This is a genomic window from Streptomyces sp. NBC_01445 (genome assembly GCF_035918235.1).
Taxonomy (GTDB): Bacteria; Actinomycetota; Actinomycetes; order Streptomycetales; family Streptomycetaceae; genus Streptomyces.
Genome location: NZ_CP109485.1, coordinates 8,512,743 through 8,531,354 on the forward strand (window position 1 = coordinate 8,512,743; position 18,612 = coordinate 8,531,354).

General features: G+C 68.0%; 14 protein-coding genes and 2 pseudogenes. 9 read left to right on the forward strand and 7 right to left on the reverse strand.

Annotated features, from left to right (window positions below; translation table 11 throughout):
- Window positions 1-21 precede the first annotated feature (21 nt).
- Together OG574_RS38755 and OG574_RS38760 are read right to left on the reverse strand one after the other, a co-directional pair.
- Window positions 22-729 carry an esterase/lipase family protein gene (locus OG574_RS38755; RefSeq protein WP_326777004.1) on the reverse strand — a complete coding sequence of 236 codons (708 nt, stop codon included), beginning with the start codon at window positions 727-729 and terminating at the stop codon, window positions 22-24.
- 210 nt (window positions 730-939) lie between these two features.
- Window positions 940-2,928 (reverse strand): helix-turn-helix domain-containing protein, encoded by a 1,989-nt coding sequence (locus tag OG574_RS38760; RefSeq protein WP_266667752.1) that lies wholly within the window; start codon window positions 2,926-2,928, stop codon window positions 940-942.
- Window positions 2,929-3,099: 171 nt separating this feature from the next.
- Here OG574_RS38760 and OG574_RS38765 point away from each other — a divergent pair, with 171 nt between their 5' ends.
- Complete coding sequence (locus tag OG574_RS38765) at window positions 3,100-4,476, forward strand: MFS transporter (RefSeq protein WP_326777005.1); 1,377 nt, start codon at window positions 3,100-3,102, stop codon at window positions 4,474-4,476.
- On the forward strand, window positions 4,473-5,651 hold the full coding sequence (locus OG574_RS38770) for an alcohol dehydrogenase catalytic domain-containing protein (protein WP_326777006.1): 1,179 nt from the start codon (window positions 4,473-4,475) through the stop codon (window positions 5,649-5,651). Before OG574_RS38765 ends, OG574_RS38770 begins: the two co-directional genes overlap by 4 nt.
- 571 nt (window positions 5,652-6,222) lie before the next feature.
- Here the strand turns inward: OG574_RS38770 and OG574_RS38775 are convergent.
- Window positions 6,223-6,549: pseudogene (locus tag OG574_RS38775) on the reverse strand (AAA family ATPase); the annotation flags it as partial.
- Window positions 6,550-6,652: 103 nt separating this feature from the next.
- Here OG574_RS38775 and OG574_RS38780 point away from each other — a divergent pair.
- Complete coding sequence (locus tag OG574_RS38780) at window positions 6,653-7,462, forward strand: transposase family protein (protein ID WP_326778755.1); 810 nt, start codon at window positions 6,653-6,655, stop codon at window positions 7,460-7,462.
- A gap of 175 nt (window positions 7,463-7,637) precedes the next feature.
- Entirely contained in the window at window positions 7,638-8,138 is a 501-nt protein-coding gene (locus OG574_RS38785) for a MarR family winged helix-turn-helix transcriptional regulator (protein ID WP_405602456.1), read from the forward strand.
- 224 nt (window positions 8,139-8,362) lie between these two features.
- On the opposite strand, the gene OG574_RS38790 is transcribed toward OG574_RS38785, so the two are convergent.
- From OG574_RS38790 to OG574_RS38800, 3 genes and pseudogenes are all read right to left on the reverse strand, one after another.
- On the reverse strand, window positions 8,363-9,118 hold the full coding sequence (locus tag OG574_RS38790) for an MSCRAMM family protein (RefSeq protein ID WP_266676156.1): 756 nt from the start codon (window positions 9,116-9,118) through the stop codon (window positions 8,363-8,365).
- Window positions 9,119-9,220: 102 nt separating this feature from the next.
- Window positions 9,221-10,789 (reverse strand): annotated as a pseudogene (locus OG574_RS38795) (MFS transporter); the annotation flags it as partial.
- 612 nt (window positions 10,790-11,401) lie between these two features.
- Window positions 11,402-12,625, reverse strand: coding sequence for an acetyl-CoA C-acetyltransferase (locus OG574_RS38800; protein WP_326777007.1), 1,224 nt, complete (start codon window positions 12,623-12,625; stop codon window positions 11,402-11,404).
- A 363-nt stretch (window positions 12,626-12,988) separates the two neighbouring features.
- Between OG574_RS38800 and OG574_RS38805 the strand changes: the two genes are divergently transcribed.
- From OG574_RS38805 to OG574_RS38820, 4 genes are all read left to right on the forward strand, one after another.
- A complete protein-coding gene (locus OG574_RS38805) occupies window positions 12,989-13,810 on the forward strand; it encodes an ABC transporter substrate-binding protein (protein WP_326777008.1) in 822 nt (273 codons plus the stop codon).
- Window positions 13,807-14,235: a hotdog fold thioesterase gene (locus tag OG574_RS38810; RefSeq protein ID WP_326777009.1), complete on the forward strand. Its 429-nt coding sequence runs from the start codon at window positions 13,807-13,809 to the stop codon at window positions 14,233-14,235. Before OG574_RS38805 ends, OG574_RS38810 begins: the two co-directional genes overlap by 4 nt.
- 74 nt (window positions 14,236-14,309) lie before the next feature.
- Window positions 14,310-15,845, forward strand: coding sequence for a bifunctional 3-(3-hydroxy-phenyl)propionate/3-hydroxycinnamic acid hydroxylase (locus tag OG574_RS38815; protein ID WP_266667738.1), 1,536 nt, complete (start codon window positions 14,310-14,312; stop codon window positions 15,843-15,845).
- A gap of 30 nt (window positions 15,846-15,875) precedes the next feature.
- The gene (locus tag OG574_RS38820) at window positions 15,876-16,832 is read left to right on the forward strand and encodes a VOC family protein (RefSeq protein ID WP_266667620.1); all 957 of its coding nucleotides are present in this window, start codon (window positions 15,876-15,878) and stop codon (window positions 16,830-16,832) included.
- Between the two features lie 21 nt (window positions 16,833-16,853).
- Here the strand turns inward: OG574_RS38820 and OG574_RS38825 are convergent, their stop codons facing one another.
- Window positions 16,854-17,453, reverse strand: a complete 600-nt coding sequence (locus tag OG574_RS38825; RefSeq protein WP_266667734.1) for a TetR/AcrR family transcriptional regulator — start codon at window positions 17,451-17,453, stop codon at window positions 16,854-16,856.
- Between the two features lie 112 nt (window positions 17,454-17,565).
- Between OG574_RS38825 and OG574_RS38830 the strand changes: the two genes are divergently transcribed.
- Window positions 17,566-18,585, forward strand: a complete 1,020-nt coding sequence (locus OG574_RS38830; protein WP_266667732.1) for a fumarylacetoacetate hydrolase family protein — start codon at window positions 17,566-17,568, stop codon at window positions 18,583-18,585.
- Window positions 18,586-18,612 lie beyond the last annotated feature (27 nt).

Sequence of the window (18,612 nt, forward strand, 5' to 3'; positions counted from 1 at the left end):
CCAGCCCTCCCCTGAAGGACATCAGGTCGTCAGCAACTTCCGTACGGCGCTGAGGATCGTCGCATCGGAGAGGTACGCCATGTGTGTCTCGCAGGCCACGTAGTTGTTGGTGGCCCCGGCGAGTTTGGTGCTGGTGTAGGGGTTGATCATGCCGTCGCAGGGCGAGTACCAGGTGGCGTACTTGGTGCTGCCGGGGGTCTCGTCGCCGGAGTTGACGGTGGTCAGGAAGGACGAGCCGGGGTACATCTCCTGACACGAGGTGTACGTCTGGCAGGAAGAGGCGTTGCTGCTCCCGTGGTTGGCGCCGGCCAGTGAGGCCATGTGCTTCACGTACGGTTGCCCGCCGAGCTCATTGACGTACCAGTTGGTGACCATGCCGCCCATGGAGTGGTTGACGATGTCGACCTGGCTGGCTCCGGTGGTGGTCAGCACCTGCTGTACGTAGCTGGCCAGGCCCTGAGCGCTGGTCTTGTTCGACTGCGTCCAGGTGTACTGGTAGGTGAACAGGTCGCTGGCCGGGTACCCAGCGGCCTCGAACGATGCTTTTGCGGCGCTCCAGTTGGACGGGCTCTCGGCATAGCCGTGCACGAAGACGACCGGAGTGCGGGTGGCGGCCTCGGCCCGGGGGGCCGTGGCCGCGCCGCCGAGGGCGAGCGTGCCCGCGACGGCGAGCGCGGTGAGTGCGGAGCGGTTGCGGCGTGTGGCGGAGGCATCAGAAATGCGGCTCATTGTCTGCTCCTGGGAGATGGGCCGTGGATCGCCTGAGACTGCTCGGCCGATCCATGGACACGTGCGTCGGCCGAGTGAGCGACCGATGGTCAACGGGCGGGAGCCAGGTTGTTGCTGCGCGTCCGGATACCGTAGAGCGGCCGAAACCTGACCGGTTGCCCGAGTGGAGGGAACGTTAGGTAGCCGCGTTACAGCAGGGTTACAGATGCCTCAGAGATGCGAGAGTTGCCAGAGGCGCAGCGCGAGGTGGACGTCGAGTACGCGCGTGCCGTCCCGCCAGTCGGCGCCCAGCAGACGGTCGAGCTTGTCCAGCCGCTGACGCACGGTGTTCTGGTGCAGGTGGAGGCGCGCCGCGGTGGCGGCGACGCTGCGGTTGGCATCCAGGTACGCCAGGGCGGTGGGCGCCATGGAGGTGCCGTGCTCGGTGTCGTATACGAGGGCAGGACCGATGGTGTCCTGGACGATGGCGCGGTGCAACGCCGTGTCCTGCGCCCCGAGAACGAGCCCGACACTGCCCAGCATCGACTCCGTCGCCACCTCGCCCTCCCGCCCGAGCAGCCGGAGCGCCCGCGCGAGCCGGTGCGCCCGTTCGTGCGTGTCGCGGACCGACGCGATGCCACGCCCGGGGCCCGCGCAACCGACCGTGGCCGCCACGTTCCTGCGCTGCAGCTCGGTGGAGATCTCGGTGCCGATGTGCGACGGAGCCTCGGAGGGCAGCAGCGCGCACACGTGCCCACGGTGCGACGCGACCAGTCCGACGCCGGCCGCCGTCTCATGGACGACGCGGGCGACGACCGCGTGAGCCGTCTCCGGTTCCTGCGAATCGACGATCAAGACGGCCAGTGACGCCTCTACGTGGATGCCGTGCTCGGCGAGCTTTCGCTGCAGCACAGGCAGGGAAGGGCCGGTCGCGTCCTCGGCCAGCACGAGATCGAGGAGCTCGGACTGCTCGCGCGTGCCCGCCTCCGCGATGGCCTGATCGAACAGCAACTGGGCGATGAGGGTGGTGGCGGCCCGTTGCAGGATGAGGCCGTCGAGCGCGCTGAGGGGACCGGAGGCGCAGATCACGCCCAGTACCTTGTCGCCCACGACCGCGGCCATCACGGTCGTCGTCATTCGTGTCTGCGCCGGGGAGTTCGCCTCCGGGTCGGTCGAGCGCTGGTCGGCCGGGCGCAGGTCGCCCGTCGCCGGCTCCCCGGTGCGGCGGGACTCCTGCGCCAGCTCGCTCAACCGTCGGGCGTCGTGCCCGGCCGTGGTCCGCGCTCCACTCAGCATGTCGGCGGTCACCATCTGCACGTCGGTGCCGAGAATCGTCGCGACCTCCGCCTCGATGCGACTCAGTCCCTCCATCGAGGACAGCGCGGATACCAGCGCGGCGTCGGCTCGTTCCAGCCGCTGAAGGTCCGTGACGTGGCGCCGGCTCTCAGCCTCGGCATGCCGTGCCTGGTCGAGCGAGTGATGGAGGCTCTCCACCAGTTGCGCGGTCTCGAGGGCGACGGCGGCCAGCGAGGCAAGGGAGTTGAGCGTCGATGCCTGGTCGTGGTCGTAACTACGGGGGTAGCGGTCCGCGACCAGGAGTGCTCCGATCACACGGCCCTCGACGTGCAGGGGCGCACCGAGGATCGCCCGTACTCCTTCGGCGCGGACCGCCTCGTCGACGGACGCGATGTGGTGCACGCTCTCGTCGGCCAGATAGTCGCGGGTGGCAGCGGGCACGTCCGAGTCGGCGACGGCGCCGAGGATGCCCGTGCCGAACGGCATGCGCAGGGAGCGGTAGGCAGAAGTGACGACACCGTCCGTGGTGTGGATGTACGTCTCTTCCGTGGCGTAGTCGTTGAGGCTCAAGTACGCCATGTCCGAGCCGACGATCGTGCGCGCACTGCGCACGATCGTGCGGATCGCCGCTTCGCGGTCGCGCTTGGCCGTGATCTCGAGGGCCGTCTCGTAGATGGCATTGAGCAGAGCCTGCCGTGAGCGAGCCTCGGCGAGGGTGTGACCGATCGTCCGCATCGCTTGCCGGGCCGCGGGTGACAGGTGTCGGAGATCCGGGCCCGCGAGCAGCGCGTCGAGGGCTGCCACGTCGGCCTCGGAGGCCAGGGCGGTCAGGACGGATTCGACAGCATGGGCGGGCACCGTGGGGCCGGTCGAGGAGGTGGCCGCGCGGGACTGTGCGGCCGAGGCGGAGCCATCGTCAGACATGGGCACAGCCTCCTTGATCGTCTGAGAACTCCCCGCCGGTAACGGAGAAGTCCACAGTAATCCGCAGAGAACATGGAGATCTCTCCATAGCTCCACGGAAGCGGCCCGGGGAAGCTGTGCGGAGGCGTCCTCGCTGGTGACAACGCCGTGCAGTGAGAGAAGGGGCGCCAAATGGCCACCATGGATGCTGGCATGCGGGGTGTTCCCCCGGCAGGTTTCAGAAAGATCATCGCCGGTTCGATGGCCGGCACCGTCGCCGAGTGGTACGAGTTCTTCATCTACGGAACGGCCGCGAGCCTCGTCTTCGGCGAGCTGTTCTTCCCCGGGTCCGACAACCCGCTCGACGGGGTGATCGCCGCCTTCGCGACGTACGCCATCGGCTTTGTCGCCCGCCCAGTGGGCGGCCTCGTCTTCGGGCACTTCGGTGACCGGTACGGGCGCAAGCAGCTCCTGCAGATCTCGCTCCTGCTCGTCGGCGCGTCGACCTTTCTGATGGGCTGTCTGCCGGGCTTCGACACCTGGGGCTACCTGGCGCCGGTCGCTCTGGTGACCTTGCGGTTCGTCCAGGGCTTCGCCGTCGGCGGCGAGTGGGGCGGTGCCGTGCTGCTCGTCAGCGAGCACAGCCCCGACGACCGCCGCGGCACCTGGGCCGCGTTCCCTCAGGCGGCCGTGCCACTTGGGAACCTGATCGCCACGATCGTCCTGCTGAGCCTCAACGCCGTCATGTCACAGGACATGTTCCTCACCTGGGGCTGGCGCATCGCGTTCTGGCTGTCGGCCGTGATCATCATCGTCGGCTACTACGTACGCAAGAACATCGAGGACGCCCCGCTCTTCGTCGAAGCCCTCGAGCGGCAGAAAGAGCGGGAGGAGGAACAGGCCGGACTCAGGGAACTGCTCAGCCGCCACCCTCGACAGGTCCTCGCAGGAATGGCCGCACGCTTCGGTGACAACACGCTCTACTACCTCATCGCCACGTTCACGATCACGTACCTCACCGTGTCGAAGGACATGTCCAGCCAGACCGTGCTCCTGCTCATGCTCATCGGGAACGCCTTCCAGACCGGCTTCATGATCCTCGCCGGGTACGTGTCCGATCGCATCGGCCGGCGCCCCACCTACCTCCTGGGCGGGGTGAGCGGGCTCGCCTGGGCCGTCGGCTACTTCTTCGCTCTCGAGACAGCGAACTTCTGGGTGATCCTCGCGGCGATCGTCGTCGGCCTCGGGGTGCACGCGATGCTCTACGCCCCCCTGGGGGCGATGCTCAGCGAGATGTTCCCGACCCGGGTCCGGTACACGGGAGTGTCGTTCTGCTACCAGGTGACGTCGATCTTCGCGGGCTCCCTCGCCCCGATCATCGCTGCCCTGCTGCTGTCTCACTTCGGCTCGACCGTGCCCATCACGATCTACATCCTCGTTGTCCTCGCGGTGTCGACCACCACGGTCTTCGCGGCGTACAAGGAAACCTCCGGGGCATCGCTGCGCGCCATCGACGAACAGGATCACTCAGCTCGGCAGGACACGGCACCGGTAGGAGCGGCACGATGACCACGACGACGAACACGACAACGACCCCCACCTCGACCCACCAGACCCGCCAGATCCGAGGGGCCGTGCTGGAGTCGTGCGACAACGAACGCCCCTTCGCCACGAGCCGGCCGATCACCGTGTGCGACCTCGAACTGTCCGGTCCCGGCCCCGATGAGGTGATGGTCCGCATCGAGGCTGCCGGTGTGTGCCATTCGGATCTGTCCGTGGTGGACGGCAACAGGCGCCGGCCGACTCCGATGTTGCTCGGCCATGAAGCCGCCGGGCGCATTGTCGAGATCGGCGAGAACGTCGCCGACCTAAGTGTCGGCCAGCGGGTCGTCATGGCGTTCCTGCCCCGCTGCGGAGCATGTGCGGGGTGCCGAACCGAGGGCAAGATGCCGTGCGCCGCGGGCACCGCGACGAACAACGCGGGGACGCTCCTCGGCGGTGGTACCCGGCTGTCGCGCAACGGAGAACCGGTCTACCACCACCTGGGCGTCTCCGGCTTCGCCACGCACGCCACCGTCGACCGCAGGTCCGTCACCCCGGTTGACGACGACGTGCCGCCGGATGTCGCCGCCCTGCTCGGTTGCGCGGTCCTGACCGGCGGCGGAGCCGTACTCAATGCGGTGCGCCCCGCACCGGGCCAGACCGTGGCGGTCGTCGGCCTCGGAGGGGTCGGCATGGCAGCAGTGCTCACCGCCCTGTCGCTCGGAGCCGAAGTCGTAGGGGTCGACGCCGTCGAGTCCAAACTGGACCTGGTGAGGCCATTCGGCGTCGCGCACGCGCTCACCCCGGAACAGGTCCTCCATCAAGGACTTCGGGCTGACGTCGTCGTGGAGGCCGCCGGACATCCGCGGGCATTCGAGACCGCCCTGGCCATCACCGCCCCCGGAGGCGCTACGGTGACGGTCGGCCTGCCCGGGCCCGAGGCGCGCGCCACCGTCTCGCCCCTCACGCTCACCGCGGAAGCGCGGACCATCGTGGGTAGTTACCTCGGCTCGGCCGTGCCCCAACGGGATATCCCGATCTACGCACAGCTGTGGCGCGAGGGCCGGCTGCCCGTGGACCGGCTCATCTCCTCCCGCATCCGGTTGGACGACATCAACGAGGCGATGGACCTCCTCGCCGGCGGATCCCAACTCCGGCAGGTGATCGTGTTCGACGACGAGGACACACCCCCAGCGGTGTGAGTACGGTGGCTGGCCCGCCTCGCGGGCCAGCCATTCCTCATTCCTGCTCGCTCATGGTGAGGACGTCGGGGATGTGGGCGCGGGCGTGTACCTCGCCCGACGACGCGGTACACGCCGACACTTGCTCTGGCACCGGCTTGGTCTGCCGCACAGCACGTTTACGTAGTCTGCGGGCCCTGGCCTGTCCGGAAGTAGCGCCTCGACCATGGCTGCCGCCTCATCCGCAAGTAGCGCACGGCCGACCGGCGCCGGCGTTCCGGTCCGGGAAATCTGATCGTTCCGCGCTCGGCCGTCCGTTGATGCCGGTCACGGGTGGGCGAGGAGTCTGATCCCAGACCGGTTTCCGTTGTTCGGTCAGTCATGGATCTGCCTGAACGGTGGTTTCCGTGCGAAGCACGAGTTTCGGGAATGCTCCCTTACCGCAGCAGCCGTGCCGGGAGGATGGGCGGGTGCTGTCCCGGGTCCGGGGTCTGACTCATGATTCGCCTGACCGAAGTGTCTAGTTGTCACAATGTCGACTGCTGGCCGGGGACGGTGCGTTGTCGGTGCCGGGCTAGCGGGGTGTGTCCCGATAGAGGGGCCTCGCCGTCCCGGCGTCAAGGTAGGTGTCCAGGTGCTCGCCGAGAACAACGTCTTGGACGACGACGGTCCATCCCGCCTGCGCGTACAGGTCTGCGACCGCAGCGGATGCCTGGTAGCGCAGCCGCAGCTGAGCCCTTCCCTCTGCGGTCGGCTGAGGCGTGAACTCCTCGCGACCGGACACGATCATCCGCCGGAAGCTGTCACCGTGCAGATGCACGGAGCGTGGGAGCCGCTCGGCCAGCAACTGGGCGACGGTGGACTTCCCTGACGCCATGACTCCGGTGACGAGCACGACTGCGGAACTGAGCTCCTGCACTGTTGGCCCCCGTCATGGTGCGCCTGAGTCCGAACTGCCGTGAAGCCCATGGTAGGACAGGTCTCACCACAAGATCATGTCCGTAACCACCAGAGGCTTCACGTTGGTCACCTATGTTGCCACGCTCGATGTCCCCCGCCACGTCGTGGACCACCTCGCCCGTCTGCTGGCCGCGCACCGCCGCCTGATCGGCACTCCGCACGGCTCGCGGGCGCTCGGGCCGTTCCGACAGGCCGTGTTGGTGTTGCGCTGGTTCCGGGAACGCGGCTGCGTGCACTGCCTGGCGCGAGACGCCGGGATCTCGCAGGCCACCGGCTACCGCTACCTGCACGAGGGCATCGACGTCCTTGCCGACCAGACCCCCGACCTGCACGACGTCCTGACACGCTGCCAGGAGGAGGGAATGACGCACGTGATTCTGGACGGCACCCTGATCGAGTCAGACCGCGTCTCCGGGGAGCGCGAGAACGGCAACGACCTCTGGTTCAGCCAGAAGCACAAGGCGTTCGGCGGCAACGTGCAGTTCCTCTCCGCCCCGGACGGCACTCCGCTGTGGGTCTGCGAGGTTGAGCCCGGATCGACGCCTGACATCACCGCGGCCCGGATCCACGTCCTGCCTGCGCTCTACAAGGCGGCTGCCCAGGGCCTGCCGACCCTGGGGGACAAGGGCTACATCGGGGCGGGCATCGGCATACGCATCCCCGTCCGCCGCCCGAAGGGCCGCTCCGAGCAAGCCCTCCACATCGACATCCGGATGGCGAACGCCCTGATCAGGCACGTCCGAGCCCTGGGGGAACGTGCCGCCGCCGAGCTCAAGGAACCCTGGCGTGCGCTCAAGCGCGTCACACTCAGCCCCTGCCGCATCGGCGACATCACCCGCGCCGCGCTCGTCCTCAACCAGCGTTGGAAGTGATCTTCATAGAGAAGACCTCAGTGACCTGCTGGTTCGCGCATGTGCACATGTGTCGGGGCGTGAACCGGGTTCGTGGCGCCCCAGCCTGACGAACTTGCGTGTCGTCGGTCGGCTCGGCTTCTCGGCTGCGTCATTAGTAGATATGGGCGTAGAAGGTAGATATATTGACATAGCTATGTTCAGCCGCATACGTTTTCGGACTGTGAGCCAGCCCAGAGCATCCGTTCAGGACGTCAACCACGTAGCTGACGAGCTAGTCGTGTGTCTGCCCGCGCTGGCTCGGGCCATGGAACGGCAGATCGGCCCGGACTTCGAACACCCCAAACCGCCCGAGGCGCAGATTGCGCTGCTCCGTCACGTTGAGGCCAATGACGGGGTCACGGTGCGGAGGGCGGCAGACGCACTGCTGATGAAGCCCAACAACGTGAGCGCAATGGTGACGCAGCTGACCGAGCAGGGTCTGCTGGAACGCCGACAGGACTCTGCCGACAAGCGCGTTGCGCACCTGCACCTCACATCGGCCTCGCGGCAGCAGCTCGCCGAGGTCCAGCACCTGATGAGCAGCCTGCTCAGACGGGCGCTGCGGAGCATGACCGAGGACGAACTGGAGGCTCTCGACTCGGCGTTGACCGCACTGCATGCCCTGAACGAGCGCCTTCACCCCGACACGCACTGACGCACGTTCAGGGATGCCGCACCCTGTTTTCAGGGCGTACCGCTCACGCGCTGCACCGCGTCGGTCTGCGGATCTTTGCCGTGGGCGCGCGGCTGCGTATGAATTCCCGGAGATGCCGAACCCCGGGCCGGTATCGGACGGCCGTCCCTGCCGTTCCCGACCACCGGCCCGGGGTTTTGGTGCCGGGCCGGACGTGTCCTCAATCGCGTCCGGCCCGGGCCTTGTCACTCGCCGGGGTGGGCGAGTTCGATGTCGTGGCCGTCGATGGAGCTGCCCCGGACGGACAGGTCCCTGGCCTTCGGCGGGTAGCCGGTCGCGAAGACCGTGTAGCTGCCACCGTCCAGGTCGGAGAAGGCGTACGCGCCGTCTTCGCCGGTGGCCGAGGCGGCGACCACGTTGCCTGCGGCATCGACGAGCGTGACCCGGGCATCGGCCAGCGGCCGGCCGACTGCCGTTACCACGCCGCTCACTTGCGCCCCCGCTGGCAGCTCGATCTCGGTCCTGGTGACGCCCTGCGGGGCGACTTCGACGGGCAGGGCCAGCGGCCGGTACCCGGTGGCGGTGACCGCGAGGGTCAGCGACCCGGGTGTCATCTCGGTGAAGGCGAAGGTGCCGTCCGCGTCGGTGAGCTCGGCCGCCAGCACGTCGCCGCGTACATCGGCCGCGACGACCATGGCGCTGTCGACAGGCTCCTTGCTCTCCGCGGACCGGACCGTGCCGATCAAGCCGCTGGTGCCGGAGAGCAGGACGTCGTACGCGACCGGTGCCTCGCCCACCACGACGCTGGAGGCCTGGGGCCGGTAACCGTCGGCCGCGGCGATCAGTACGTAGCTGTCCGCGGCCGACGCGGCGATTTCGTAGGAGCCGTCCGGGTGGGCCACCGCGCGGCCCGACTGCCGCCCGTCCAGCGAGATGAGGGTCAGGGAGGCGTGGGGCACGGGGGCGGATTCGGCTCCTCTGACGTGGCCGCTGATCGTCATGCCGCCGGAGGGCAGGGCCTCGGTCCGGGTGTGGGCCGGAGCTGCCGGGGTGGCCGTGACGGGCGGCTGAGCCGCGGGGGCGTCGGCCGGGTCCGGTTCGGTATGGCCGCCGGCCTTGGTGCGGATGCCGAGTGCGGCGAGGGCGGCGCCGATGAGTGCCAGGATGCCTGTGACGACGACGGCGGTGTGGACACCGTTCATGAACGCGGCCTGGCTGCCTTCTGTCACGGCGGCCTTGAGCTGCGCGGGCATCGCGTTGCTGACTGGGGCGACGCCCATCGAGACAGCGTCCTTCGCCTCTTCGAGCCGTGTGGCCACCGATCCGGGCACGCCCGCGCCGGTCAGCTCATCGTTGAGCGTGGAGCCGACGCGGCTGCTGATGAGTGAAACGAGTACCGACGTACCCAGCGCTCCACCGATCTGCAGGGAGGTGGCCTGCAGGCCACCGGCGACGCCTCCGTCCCTGACTGGAGCGTTACCGACGATCGCGTCGGAGGACGCGGACATCACCATGCCGCTGCCCAGGCCGAGCGCGACGAACGGCAGCCACATCGTGGTGTACGACGAGTCGGCGCTCCACGAGAGCATGGCGAACGCGGCGCCCGCTTGGAGCACCATGCCGAGCGGCATGGACAGCCGCGGACCGTACTTCTCGGTGAGCTTGGCGCCGAGCGGCGCGGCCACCATGGAGACGAGGCTGAGAGGCAGGGTGCGCACCCCGGACTCGACGGGGGAGTAGCCGCGCACGTTCTGCATGTACAGCATGACGAAGAAGATCACGCCGAGCATGATGAAGAAGTTCAGCGCGGTCACGATCGTGCCGACGGTCAGGGCTGGGTTGCGGAACAGGCGCATCGGCAGGAGCGGGTGCTTGATCCGGGTCTCGTACCAGCCGAACAGGACCAGGACGACGAGTCCAGCGATGATCGAGCCGAGCGTGCCGGCCGAAGTCCAGCCCCAGGTCTCGCCCTTGACGACGCCGAAGACGACGGCGAGCAGTCCGAGCGCAAGGAGTACGACGCCGGGCGCGTCGAACTTCTCGCTCGCCGCTGCCTCGTTCTTGGACTGGGGGAGTACCAGGATGCTGAAGACGAAGGCGATGACGCCGATGGGGGCGTTGATGTAGAAGACCGACTCCCAGTTGACGTGCTCGACGAGGAGTCCGCCGACGATCGGGCCGAGTGCCGTGGAGACGGACGAGATCATTGCCCAGATGCCGACCGCCATGCCGAACTTCTTCGGCGGGAAGACGGCGCGCAGCAGGGCGAGGGTGTTGGGCATGAGCATCGCGCCGAAGAGGCCTTGTACGGCGCGGAAGGCGATGACACCCTCGATCGAGCCGACGAGACCGATGGCGACGGACGCGAGAGTGAATCCGGCAACGCCGACGAGATAGAGGGTGCGGCGGCCGAAGCGGTCACCGAGCTTGCCGCCGAGGATGAGCGTCGCGGCGAGGGCGAGCAGGTAGGAGTTGGTGACCCACTGCAGTTCGGCAGTGGAGGCACTCAGGTCACGGGCGATCTCCGAGTTGGCGATCGAGACGACGGAGCCGTCGAGACCGACCATGAACAGGCCGAAGGCGACGGCGATCAGCGTCAGCCATGGGTTGGCGCGCCGTCCGTGGCGCGCGCTTGCCGACGGGGACGCCGCGGGGGCGGCGGTGACAGACATGGGTGAGGAATCCTCAGGACGTTCGGCGCGCTCAGCAGCGCGCGGTCATGTGGGGGAGCACGTCCGGCTCCGCCGCAACGGCGGCAAGGGCAGCGGGCGTACGGGGTCGAGACCGGTCAGGCGGCGCGGACGCGGAGCCGACGGGTGGAACCCGAGAGTGCACAGAGTGCTGAGCCGAGGGCATCGCGGTTGCCGTCGGTGCGGGGGCACAGGGCCATGGAGATCCGCTGTGCCGCGACGCTCTGGGTGAGATTGATGCGCTGGTGCGCCGCGACTAGGGCGCGGAGGTAAGCGTCACGCCTGTCGGAGTGAGCCTCGTGGCCCTCGAGCTGCTGAAAAATGCCAACTTCGCTGAGGCGGGTGATGAGGGCGTTGAGGCCCGGCAGTGTCATCAGTGGCGCATCGGCCGACTGGGGCGTGGGCAGCGACGCCGCGAGGCCTCCGGCCGCGCGGTCGATGCTTCGGCTCCTAGGAGCCCTGCTGCTTACCCACACGGCATCGACAGTACATATATGAAGATAGCTATGTCAACATGGGTAATGGGGCGGGCGGGGTGCACCAGCCCGGGGCCGCCCGGCTGGCGGCCGATAGCCCCGGATCGGTGCGGAGTGGTCAGCTGAGGCGTTCCAGCACCATGGCCATGCCCTGGCCACCCCCGACGCACATGGTCTCCACGCCCCACTGCGCGTCGCGTGTTCGCAGCCCGTTGATCAGGGTGGTCATGATGCGCGCGCCAGTGGCGCCGAACGGATGTCCCAGCGCAATGGCCCCGCCGTGCACATTGAGCCGTTCCACCGGGATACGCAGCTCGCGCTGGGAGGCGATGACTTGGGCGGCGAACGCCTCGTTCATCTCGAACAGGTCGATGTCCCCGATGGAGAGACCGGCGTGGGTGAGGGCTCGGCGGGTGGCTTCGACAGGGCCCAGGCCCATGATCTCGGGGGAGAGCCCCGAGACGCCGGTGGCCACGATCCGCGCCAGGGGGGTGATGCCCAGTTCGCGTGCCCGGATGTCGCTCATGATGATCACTGCGGCGGCGCCGTCGTTGAGGGGGCAGGAGTTGCCCGCGGTCACCGTTCCGCCAGGTCGGAAGGCCGGCTTGAGTTGGGCGAGGGCTTCGATCGTTGTGCCCGGGCGGGGGCTGTCGTCGCTCACCATCATCGTTCCGTCCGGCAGTCGCACGGGGGTGATCTCCCGTGCGAAGAAGCCGGAGTTGGCGGCCTGGGCGGCCAACTGCTGGCTGCGCACGGCGTAGTCGTCCTGCTCCCGGCGGCCTACTTGACGCAAGCCACCTACGTTTTCGGCGGTCTGCCCCATGGCCAGGTAGATGTCGGGCAGTTGACCGTCGGCTCGGGGGTTGGTCCAACGTTGGTTGCTCAGGGCGTCGTTCGCGGTGCGCGCTCGCGCCTGGTCGAAGGCCGGGTTCAGTACGTCGTCGGAGTCCGCGCCGGCCGCTCCGAACCGCTGGTACCGGGATACGCACTCGACTCCGGCGCTGATGAACGCGTGACCTTCTCCGGCCTTGATGGCGTGAAAGGCCATGCGCGCGGTCTGCAGCGACGATGAGCAGAACCGGTTGACCGTGGTGCCGGGCACCTCGTCTAGGCCCAGCTGTACGGCCACACGGCGAGCCATGTTTCCGCCGTGCTCCCCGCTGGGCTCGGCGCAGCCGAGGTGCAGGTCGTCGATCTGTGTCGGATCCAGGGCGGGTACCTGGTCGAGGGTCGCGCGAATGGCGGCCGCGGCCAGATCGTCCGGGCGCACCTCCTTGAGGGAGCCCTTGAACGCGCGCCCGATCGGGGTTCGGGCGGCAGCGACAACGACGGCTTCAGGCATGTGTGGCACCTCTCGGGGTGAGGGATGGCGGCGTGCGGGGCGTCGTGGCACAAGGCGTGCCTCGCACGCGTTCGATGCTAAACGGAACGTATTGAATGATTGCTGGCCTTGTGGGCGCGGTGGGCGGTCGTGAAGGCGGCGTATCCGTGCACTGGGCGCCTCTTGTGGTGCACATTTCACCAGTTCAAAGGGTGTCCTGGCTGATCGGTCGCGCCCTGCCGGCATGTTGCGTACAGGTGAAATCTCTTTTGCATCGATCCTAGACGTTCCGTTTCGAACGGCCTAGTGTGAGCGCATCTCATGGAGACAAGGAGCGCCCCAATGACGGTGTGCTTTCGACAGGCGGTGTTTGTCCGGCCTCCCGTGTGCGTCGTCGCTGAGGAGCTGGAGTTCTTCACCGAGGCCGGTGTCGAGGTCGAGACCGTGTCGATCCAGTCGTCGCTGGATCAGCGGGATCGGTTGCTGAGCGGGAATGTCGACGTCGGTGTCACGGCCATGGACAACCTCGTGGTGTGGAACGCGGCCGGAGGGGATCTCCGGATCGTGGCCCAGGTCGAGACGACGACGCCCCTGCTGCTCACCGCCAACGCCTCGGTGGGCACGGTCGAGGATCTGCGGGGCAGGAAGCTTGGCGTGGACGCGCTGGCCAATGGTTTCGCGGTGGTCCTGCGGCACCTGCTGGTGGAGCACGGTCTGGCGCTCCAGGAGTGCGAGTTCGTGCCCGTGGGCGGGGTGCGGGAGCGCTTCGAGGCGCTGCGTGCCGGCAGCATCGATGCGACGTTGCTGGGCCCGCCACTGGATGAACTGGCCCTGCGGGAAGGTCATGTGGCGCTGTTGTCCGTGGCGGATCAGGTGCGGGACTTTCCGGGGCAGGGCATCGTGGCCGGAGCCAGGGCAGTGCGGGAGAGCGAAGGGCTCGTCCGCTACCTCAGGGCCCTGGAGGCGGCGCGCGTCTGGTTGCACGGCGCTCCGCCGCATGAGGCTCTGGACGTGCTGACCCGCGGCGGGTACGTGGCGGCGTCGGCGCGAGCCGCGCTGCGGACGCGGCCGGTGTCCCTGGCTCCCGAGCGCGCCGGACTGGCGCGGATCGTGTCGATGCGGGACGAGCTCGGCATGCTGCCCGACCCGGTGCGGATCGATGAGCTGTATGACGGTCGCCCCCTCGGTCTGGGGCTGCGGTCATGACGGAAGAACTCCCGGTGGCGCAGAGCGTGCGCACCATGCTGGAGGGCGACCACACCTGCGAACTACTTGGAATCCAGGTGGAGTTCGCGAAAGACGGGCAGTCGCGGGCCACGATGCGCGTACGGCCCGACATGGTGAACGGGCACGCGATCGTGCACGGCGGACTGGTGTTCTCGCTGGCCGACACCACGTTCGCCTGTGCGGTCAACAGCTACGGACCGCCGGTCGTCACCGCGAGCGCGGACGTCACCTACCTGCGTCCCGGGTCGCTCGGTGACGTGCTGGTCGCCGAGGCGGTGACCCGCGCCCGGCGCGGCCGCTCGTTGGTCTGTGACGTCACGGTGCGGCGCGGCGAGGAGATCATCGCTGAGTTCCGTGGACGCGGTGCGCAGCTCAAGGACGATCGCGGGCGCCCGGGCGGATAGACGCGCGCTGTACGCGCACGAGTGGACAAGTCGTAACGGTACCCCCAAGTACCAGAGCCGCAGAGGGAGTTGTGGTGTCACAGGACTACGAAGTGGTTGTCATCGGTGGCGGACCCGTCGGGGCGATGGCCCTGGCGCAACTGGGGCACGCCGGTGTCCGCGCCCTGGGAGTCGAGCGAGAGCCCGAACTGTGGCAGCAGGCGCGCGCCGTGCACTTCGACGCCGAAGCCATGCGGTCCTTCCAGGCCATGGGGCGGGGAGCGGAGATCGCGGCTCTGACCAAGCCGATGTGCGACTACCGCATGGAGAACGAAGCCGGCGAAACCCTGATCGCTCAGCCCACGGGGGAGTGGGGACCGCAGTCCTGGCACGGGGAGAATCTGTTCCACCAGCCCGAGATCGATGCGCTGCTGCGCGCGGAGGTCGACCGGCTCCCGAGTGTCGAACTCCGCCTGGGCACAACCTTGATGGAGGTCGTGCAGGGCGATGACGTCGTGCGATGTCAGGTGCGGACTCCCGAGGGAGCAACGCAGACGCTCACGGCCCGCTGGGTGATCGCCTGCGACGGTGCCACCTCGACCGTCCGGCGCCTGCTCGACATCCCCACGGAGAACCTCGGGACCGATGATCCGTGGCTCGTCGCCGACGGACGCCTGCACGATACGGACGGCATCAAGGGGGACATGGTGTTCCTCGGCCGCCACACCCGGCCCGCGCTGTGGATCAGGCTTCCCGGAGACCGGGCCCGTATGGAGTTCAAGGTCCTGCCCGGCGACGATCCGCAGGAGATCGCCACTGCGGAGGGCCTGGCCCGCATCAGTCAGGGCGTCCTCACGCCGCGGACCTTCGACCCCGAACGCGTGGCCGTCTACACGTTCCGCGCACGCGTCGCCGCCTCATGGCGGGTCGGCAACGTGTTCCTCGCGGGCGACGCCGCGCACCAGGCGCCTCCCATGTTCGGCATGGGCCTGTGCGCCGGACTGCGGGACGTGGCCAACCTGGTGTGGAAGCTCCGGCTCGTCGCGCTCGGGAGGGCCAGGCCGTCGCTGCTCGACACCTACGAGTCCGAACGCAGGGAGCACGCCAGGTACTGGGTCCACAAGGCGGCCACGATGGCCACCCTCATCCAGACCACCGATCCGGAGGTCGCGGCGCAACGTGACGCCTACATTCGCGCCCACCCGGAGGACTCGTACCCGGCGGCGCCCGCTCTCGGGCCGGGACTTCACACCGGCCCGGCCGACCGGCACGGCGGTCTGATATCCGCGCAGCCGATCCTGTCGGACGGGACCCGTCTCGATGATCTCGTCGGGCGCCGGTTCCTGTTGGCTGCGTCGCCTCAACTCCTGGCGGAACTGCCCGAGTTCGTGCGTACCGCGCTGGAGGACGAGCCCGAGGTCACGGTCCTCAGCTCGCCCCAGCATGTGAGCGCGCTGCTCGCGTCGCTCGAGGCGTCGGCTGTTCTGGTGCGCCCCGACCGCTACGTGCTGGGCACGGCGCAGACGCCGGCCGCACTCGAAGAGCTGGTCAGGCTCCTGCCCCTGGCGGGGGCTCAAGAATCCTGCGGCGAGGCATCTCCGCAAGGGGATGCGGCCGTAGCGCCCAGCTGATCCCTTCCACCGCTACTTCTGGAGTTCGTCATGTCTGAGAGTCCGATCAGTTCGGTGAGTCCGATCACGCATTTGCGGCATGTGGATATCGCGGTGCAGGACTATGAGAAGCAGGTGGCTTTCTATGAGGAGAAGTGGGGGTTGGTCAAGGCGGGGTCGGATGGTGATGTCACGTATTTCGCGGCGGAGGGGTCGCCGGAGCAGTATGTGATCCGGGTGCGTCGGGCGCAGGACAAGCGGCTGGACCTGGTGTCCTACGGTGCCGCGGACCGGGAGACGGTGGATGCGCTCGCGGTGCGGCTGGCCCGCGGGGGTGTGCGGTTGGTGGGGGAGCCGGATGTGTTGCAGACGCCGGGGGGTGGTTATGGTTTCCGGTTCTTCGATGTGGAGGGCCGCACGATCGAGGTGTCGACGGAGGTGGCGGCGCGCAGGCATCGGCGGATCGAGGAGCGTGAGGACATTCCGGTGCGGCTGTCGCATGTGGTGTTGAACTCGCCGGAGCCGGAGAAGCTGCAGGCGTTTTATGAGAAGTTTCTGGATTTCCGGCTGACGGATACGAATGTGCATCCGGAGCTGGGCGGGATCATGTGGTTCATGCGGTGCAATCCGCAGCATCACTCGATGGCGATCGCGCGGTGTCCGCATGTGTCGTTGCATCATGCGTCGTTCGAGATGCGTGGGCTGGATGAGTACATGCGGGGCAGTGGCCGGCTGATGCGGGACGGTGTGCACAAGGTGTGGGGTCCGGGCCGGCACCGGGCGGGGGACAACACGTTCACGTACTTCCATGACCCGAACGGGAACACGATGGAGTACACGACGGAGCTGGAGACGCTGGACGAGGACTCCTGGCATCCGCACCTGTATTCCACGGACGATCCGGAGACGTCGGATCAGTGGGGTACCTCGAACCCGATGAACGATTTCGTGTCCCGGGAGATGTTCAACGATCCCGACCGCGGCCTGTTCACCCCACCCCCCGTATGACCTGACCGCCGAGGCGGAGCCTCAGGTCGCGCCGTCCTGGGGCGGATGCGCGGCGAGGCCCTGGATCCCCAGGTCGACGAGTTGTTCGGCAAGTGCGTCGTCGAGCGGGCTGGTTCCGAAGAGGAGGTGGAAGTAGACCGGTGCGTAGAACAGTTGGGCTGCAGCGCTCGGGTCGAGGTCGGACCGGAAGGTGCCCTCGTCGATGCCTCGCCGCATCAACTTCTCGGTCGCCGCCGCGCGTTCATTCCAGAACCGCGAACGGAAGTTGGCCAGGATGTCGGGGTCGTACTGCCCCTCGGCGATGATCTGCGAGACCAGCTTGCCCTGCGGTCCGGCATAGCGAGAGATGAGCGCCTTGAGGTGTGCCAGGAGCGCCTCTCGTACCGGCACCCCTTCGGGGATGCGGGTGCTGGCTAGATGGTTCTCCATGAAGGCGTCGATGACGACGGCGCCCTTGCTGGGCCACCACCGGTAGATCGTCGCCTTGCTGACCTTGGCCCGCTTGGCGATCGCCTCCATGGTCAGCTTCTGCACCGTGATGGCGCGTCGGCCATCACGGACGAGCAGGTCCATGGTCGCGTCGAGGATTGCTCGGCGACTCGATTCGCTTCGTACAGCCACAGGCTCAAATTACCCCACGTCAGTACGCGCAGTCGCCCCACCAGAGGGCTTGACGTGGACGCATATTCATCAAACGATACGAAACGTATCGAACTGTAAGGGAGAGAAGCTCATGAAACTCGGTCGTATTTCCGCTGCATCGCCCGACGGCGAACAGATCAGGCTGGTCGCCGCCCTGCCGGATGAGGGCAGGGTCGTCGACCTGGCCAGGGCCTACGCCCTGGGCCGGCAGGCGCAGGGAGCGACACCGGACGCGGCCCGGCGCCTCGCCGCGGCCCATTTCCCCTCGAGCATGTCCGCTGCCATCGCCGCGGGCCCCGCCTTCCTCGAAGCCGCCCACTGGGCGGTGGACCAGGCCGCCGATGACGCCTCGCTGCCCCTCGACAGCGTGAAGTGGGTGGCCGCCGTGGACTCGCCCGTCATCCGGGACGGGCTGACCTTCCCGGAGCACATGAAGCACTTCCACGAGAAGGTGGGCGGCGGACTACCCAACCCCCAACTGTTCAAGACCCCGGGCTACTTCAAGGGCTCCACCGGCGTGAGCTTCGGTCACGACCAGGAGATCCCCTACCCCGCCTACTCCGAATACGTCGACTACGAACTGGAGATGGGCCTGATCGTCGGCGCGGCCGGCCACAACCTGACGCCCGACGAGGCCCGCTCGCGGCTCTTCGGCGTCACCATCTTCAACGACTTCAGTGCGCGCGACGTCCAGGGCCCCGAGATGGGCATGGGCATGGGCCCTCAGAAGTGCAAGGACTACGCGTACGGCATCGGCCCCTGGATCACCACCGTCGACGAGCTGCCCTCGACCGAGGGCCTCAAGGGCGTCGTCCGGGTCAACGGCGAGGTGTGGAGCGAGACCCGCGCCGAGGGAATGATCTACACGCCCGAGGAAATGCTCGCCTACGTCTCCATCGGCGACAACCTGCAGCCCGGCGACCTCATCGGCTCCGGGACCCTGCCCTACGGCGCCGGCCTGGAGATCGACAAGAAGCTCTCGCCCGGTGACGTGATCGAGCTCGAACTGGAGGGCGTCGGCGTACTGCGCAACCGCCTGAGCAGGGAGCCGGAGAAGGCGCCCTGGTGGCCCGAGGCCCGCCCCTACCCCTTCGGCACGCCAGAGAACTGACGACGACCTGATGAGACCACGGGAGCA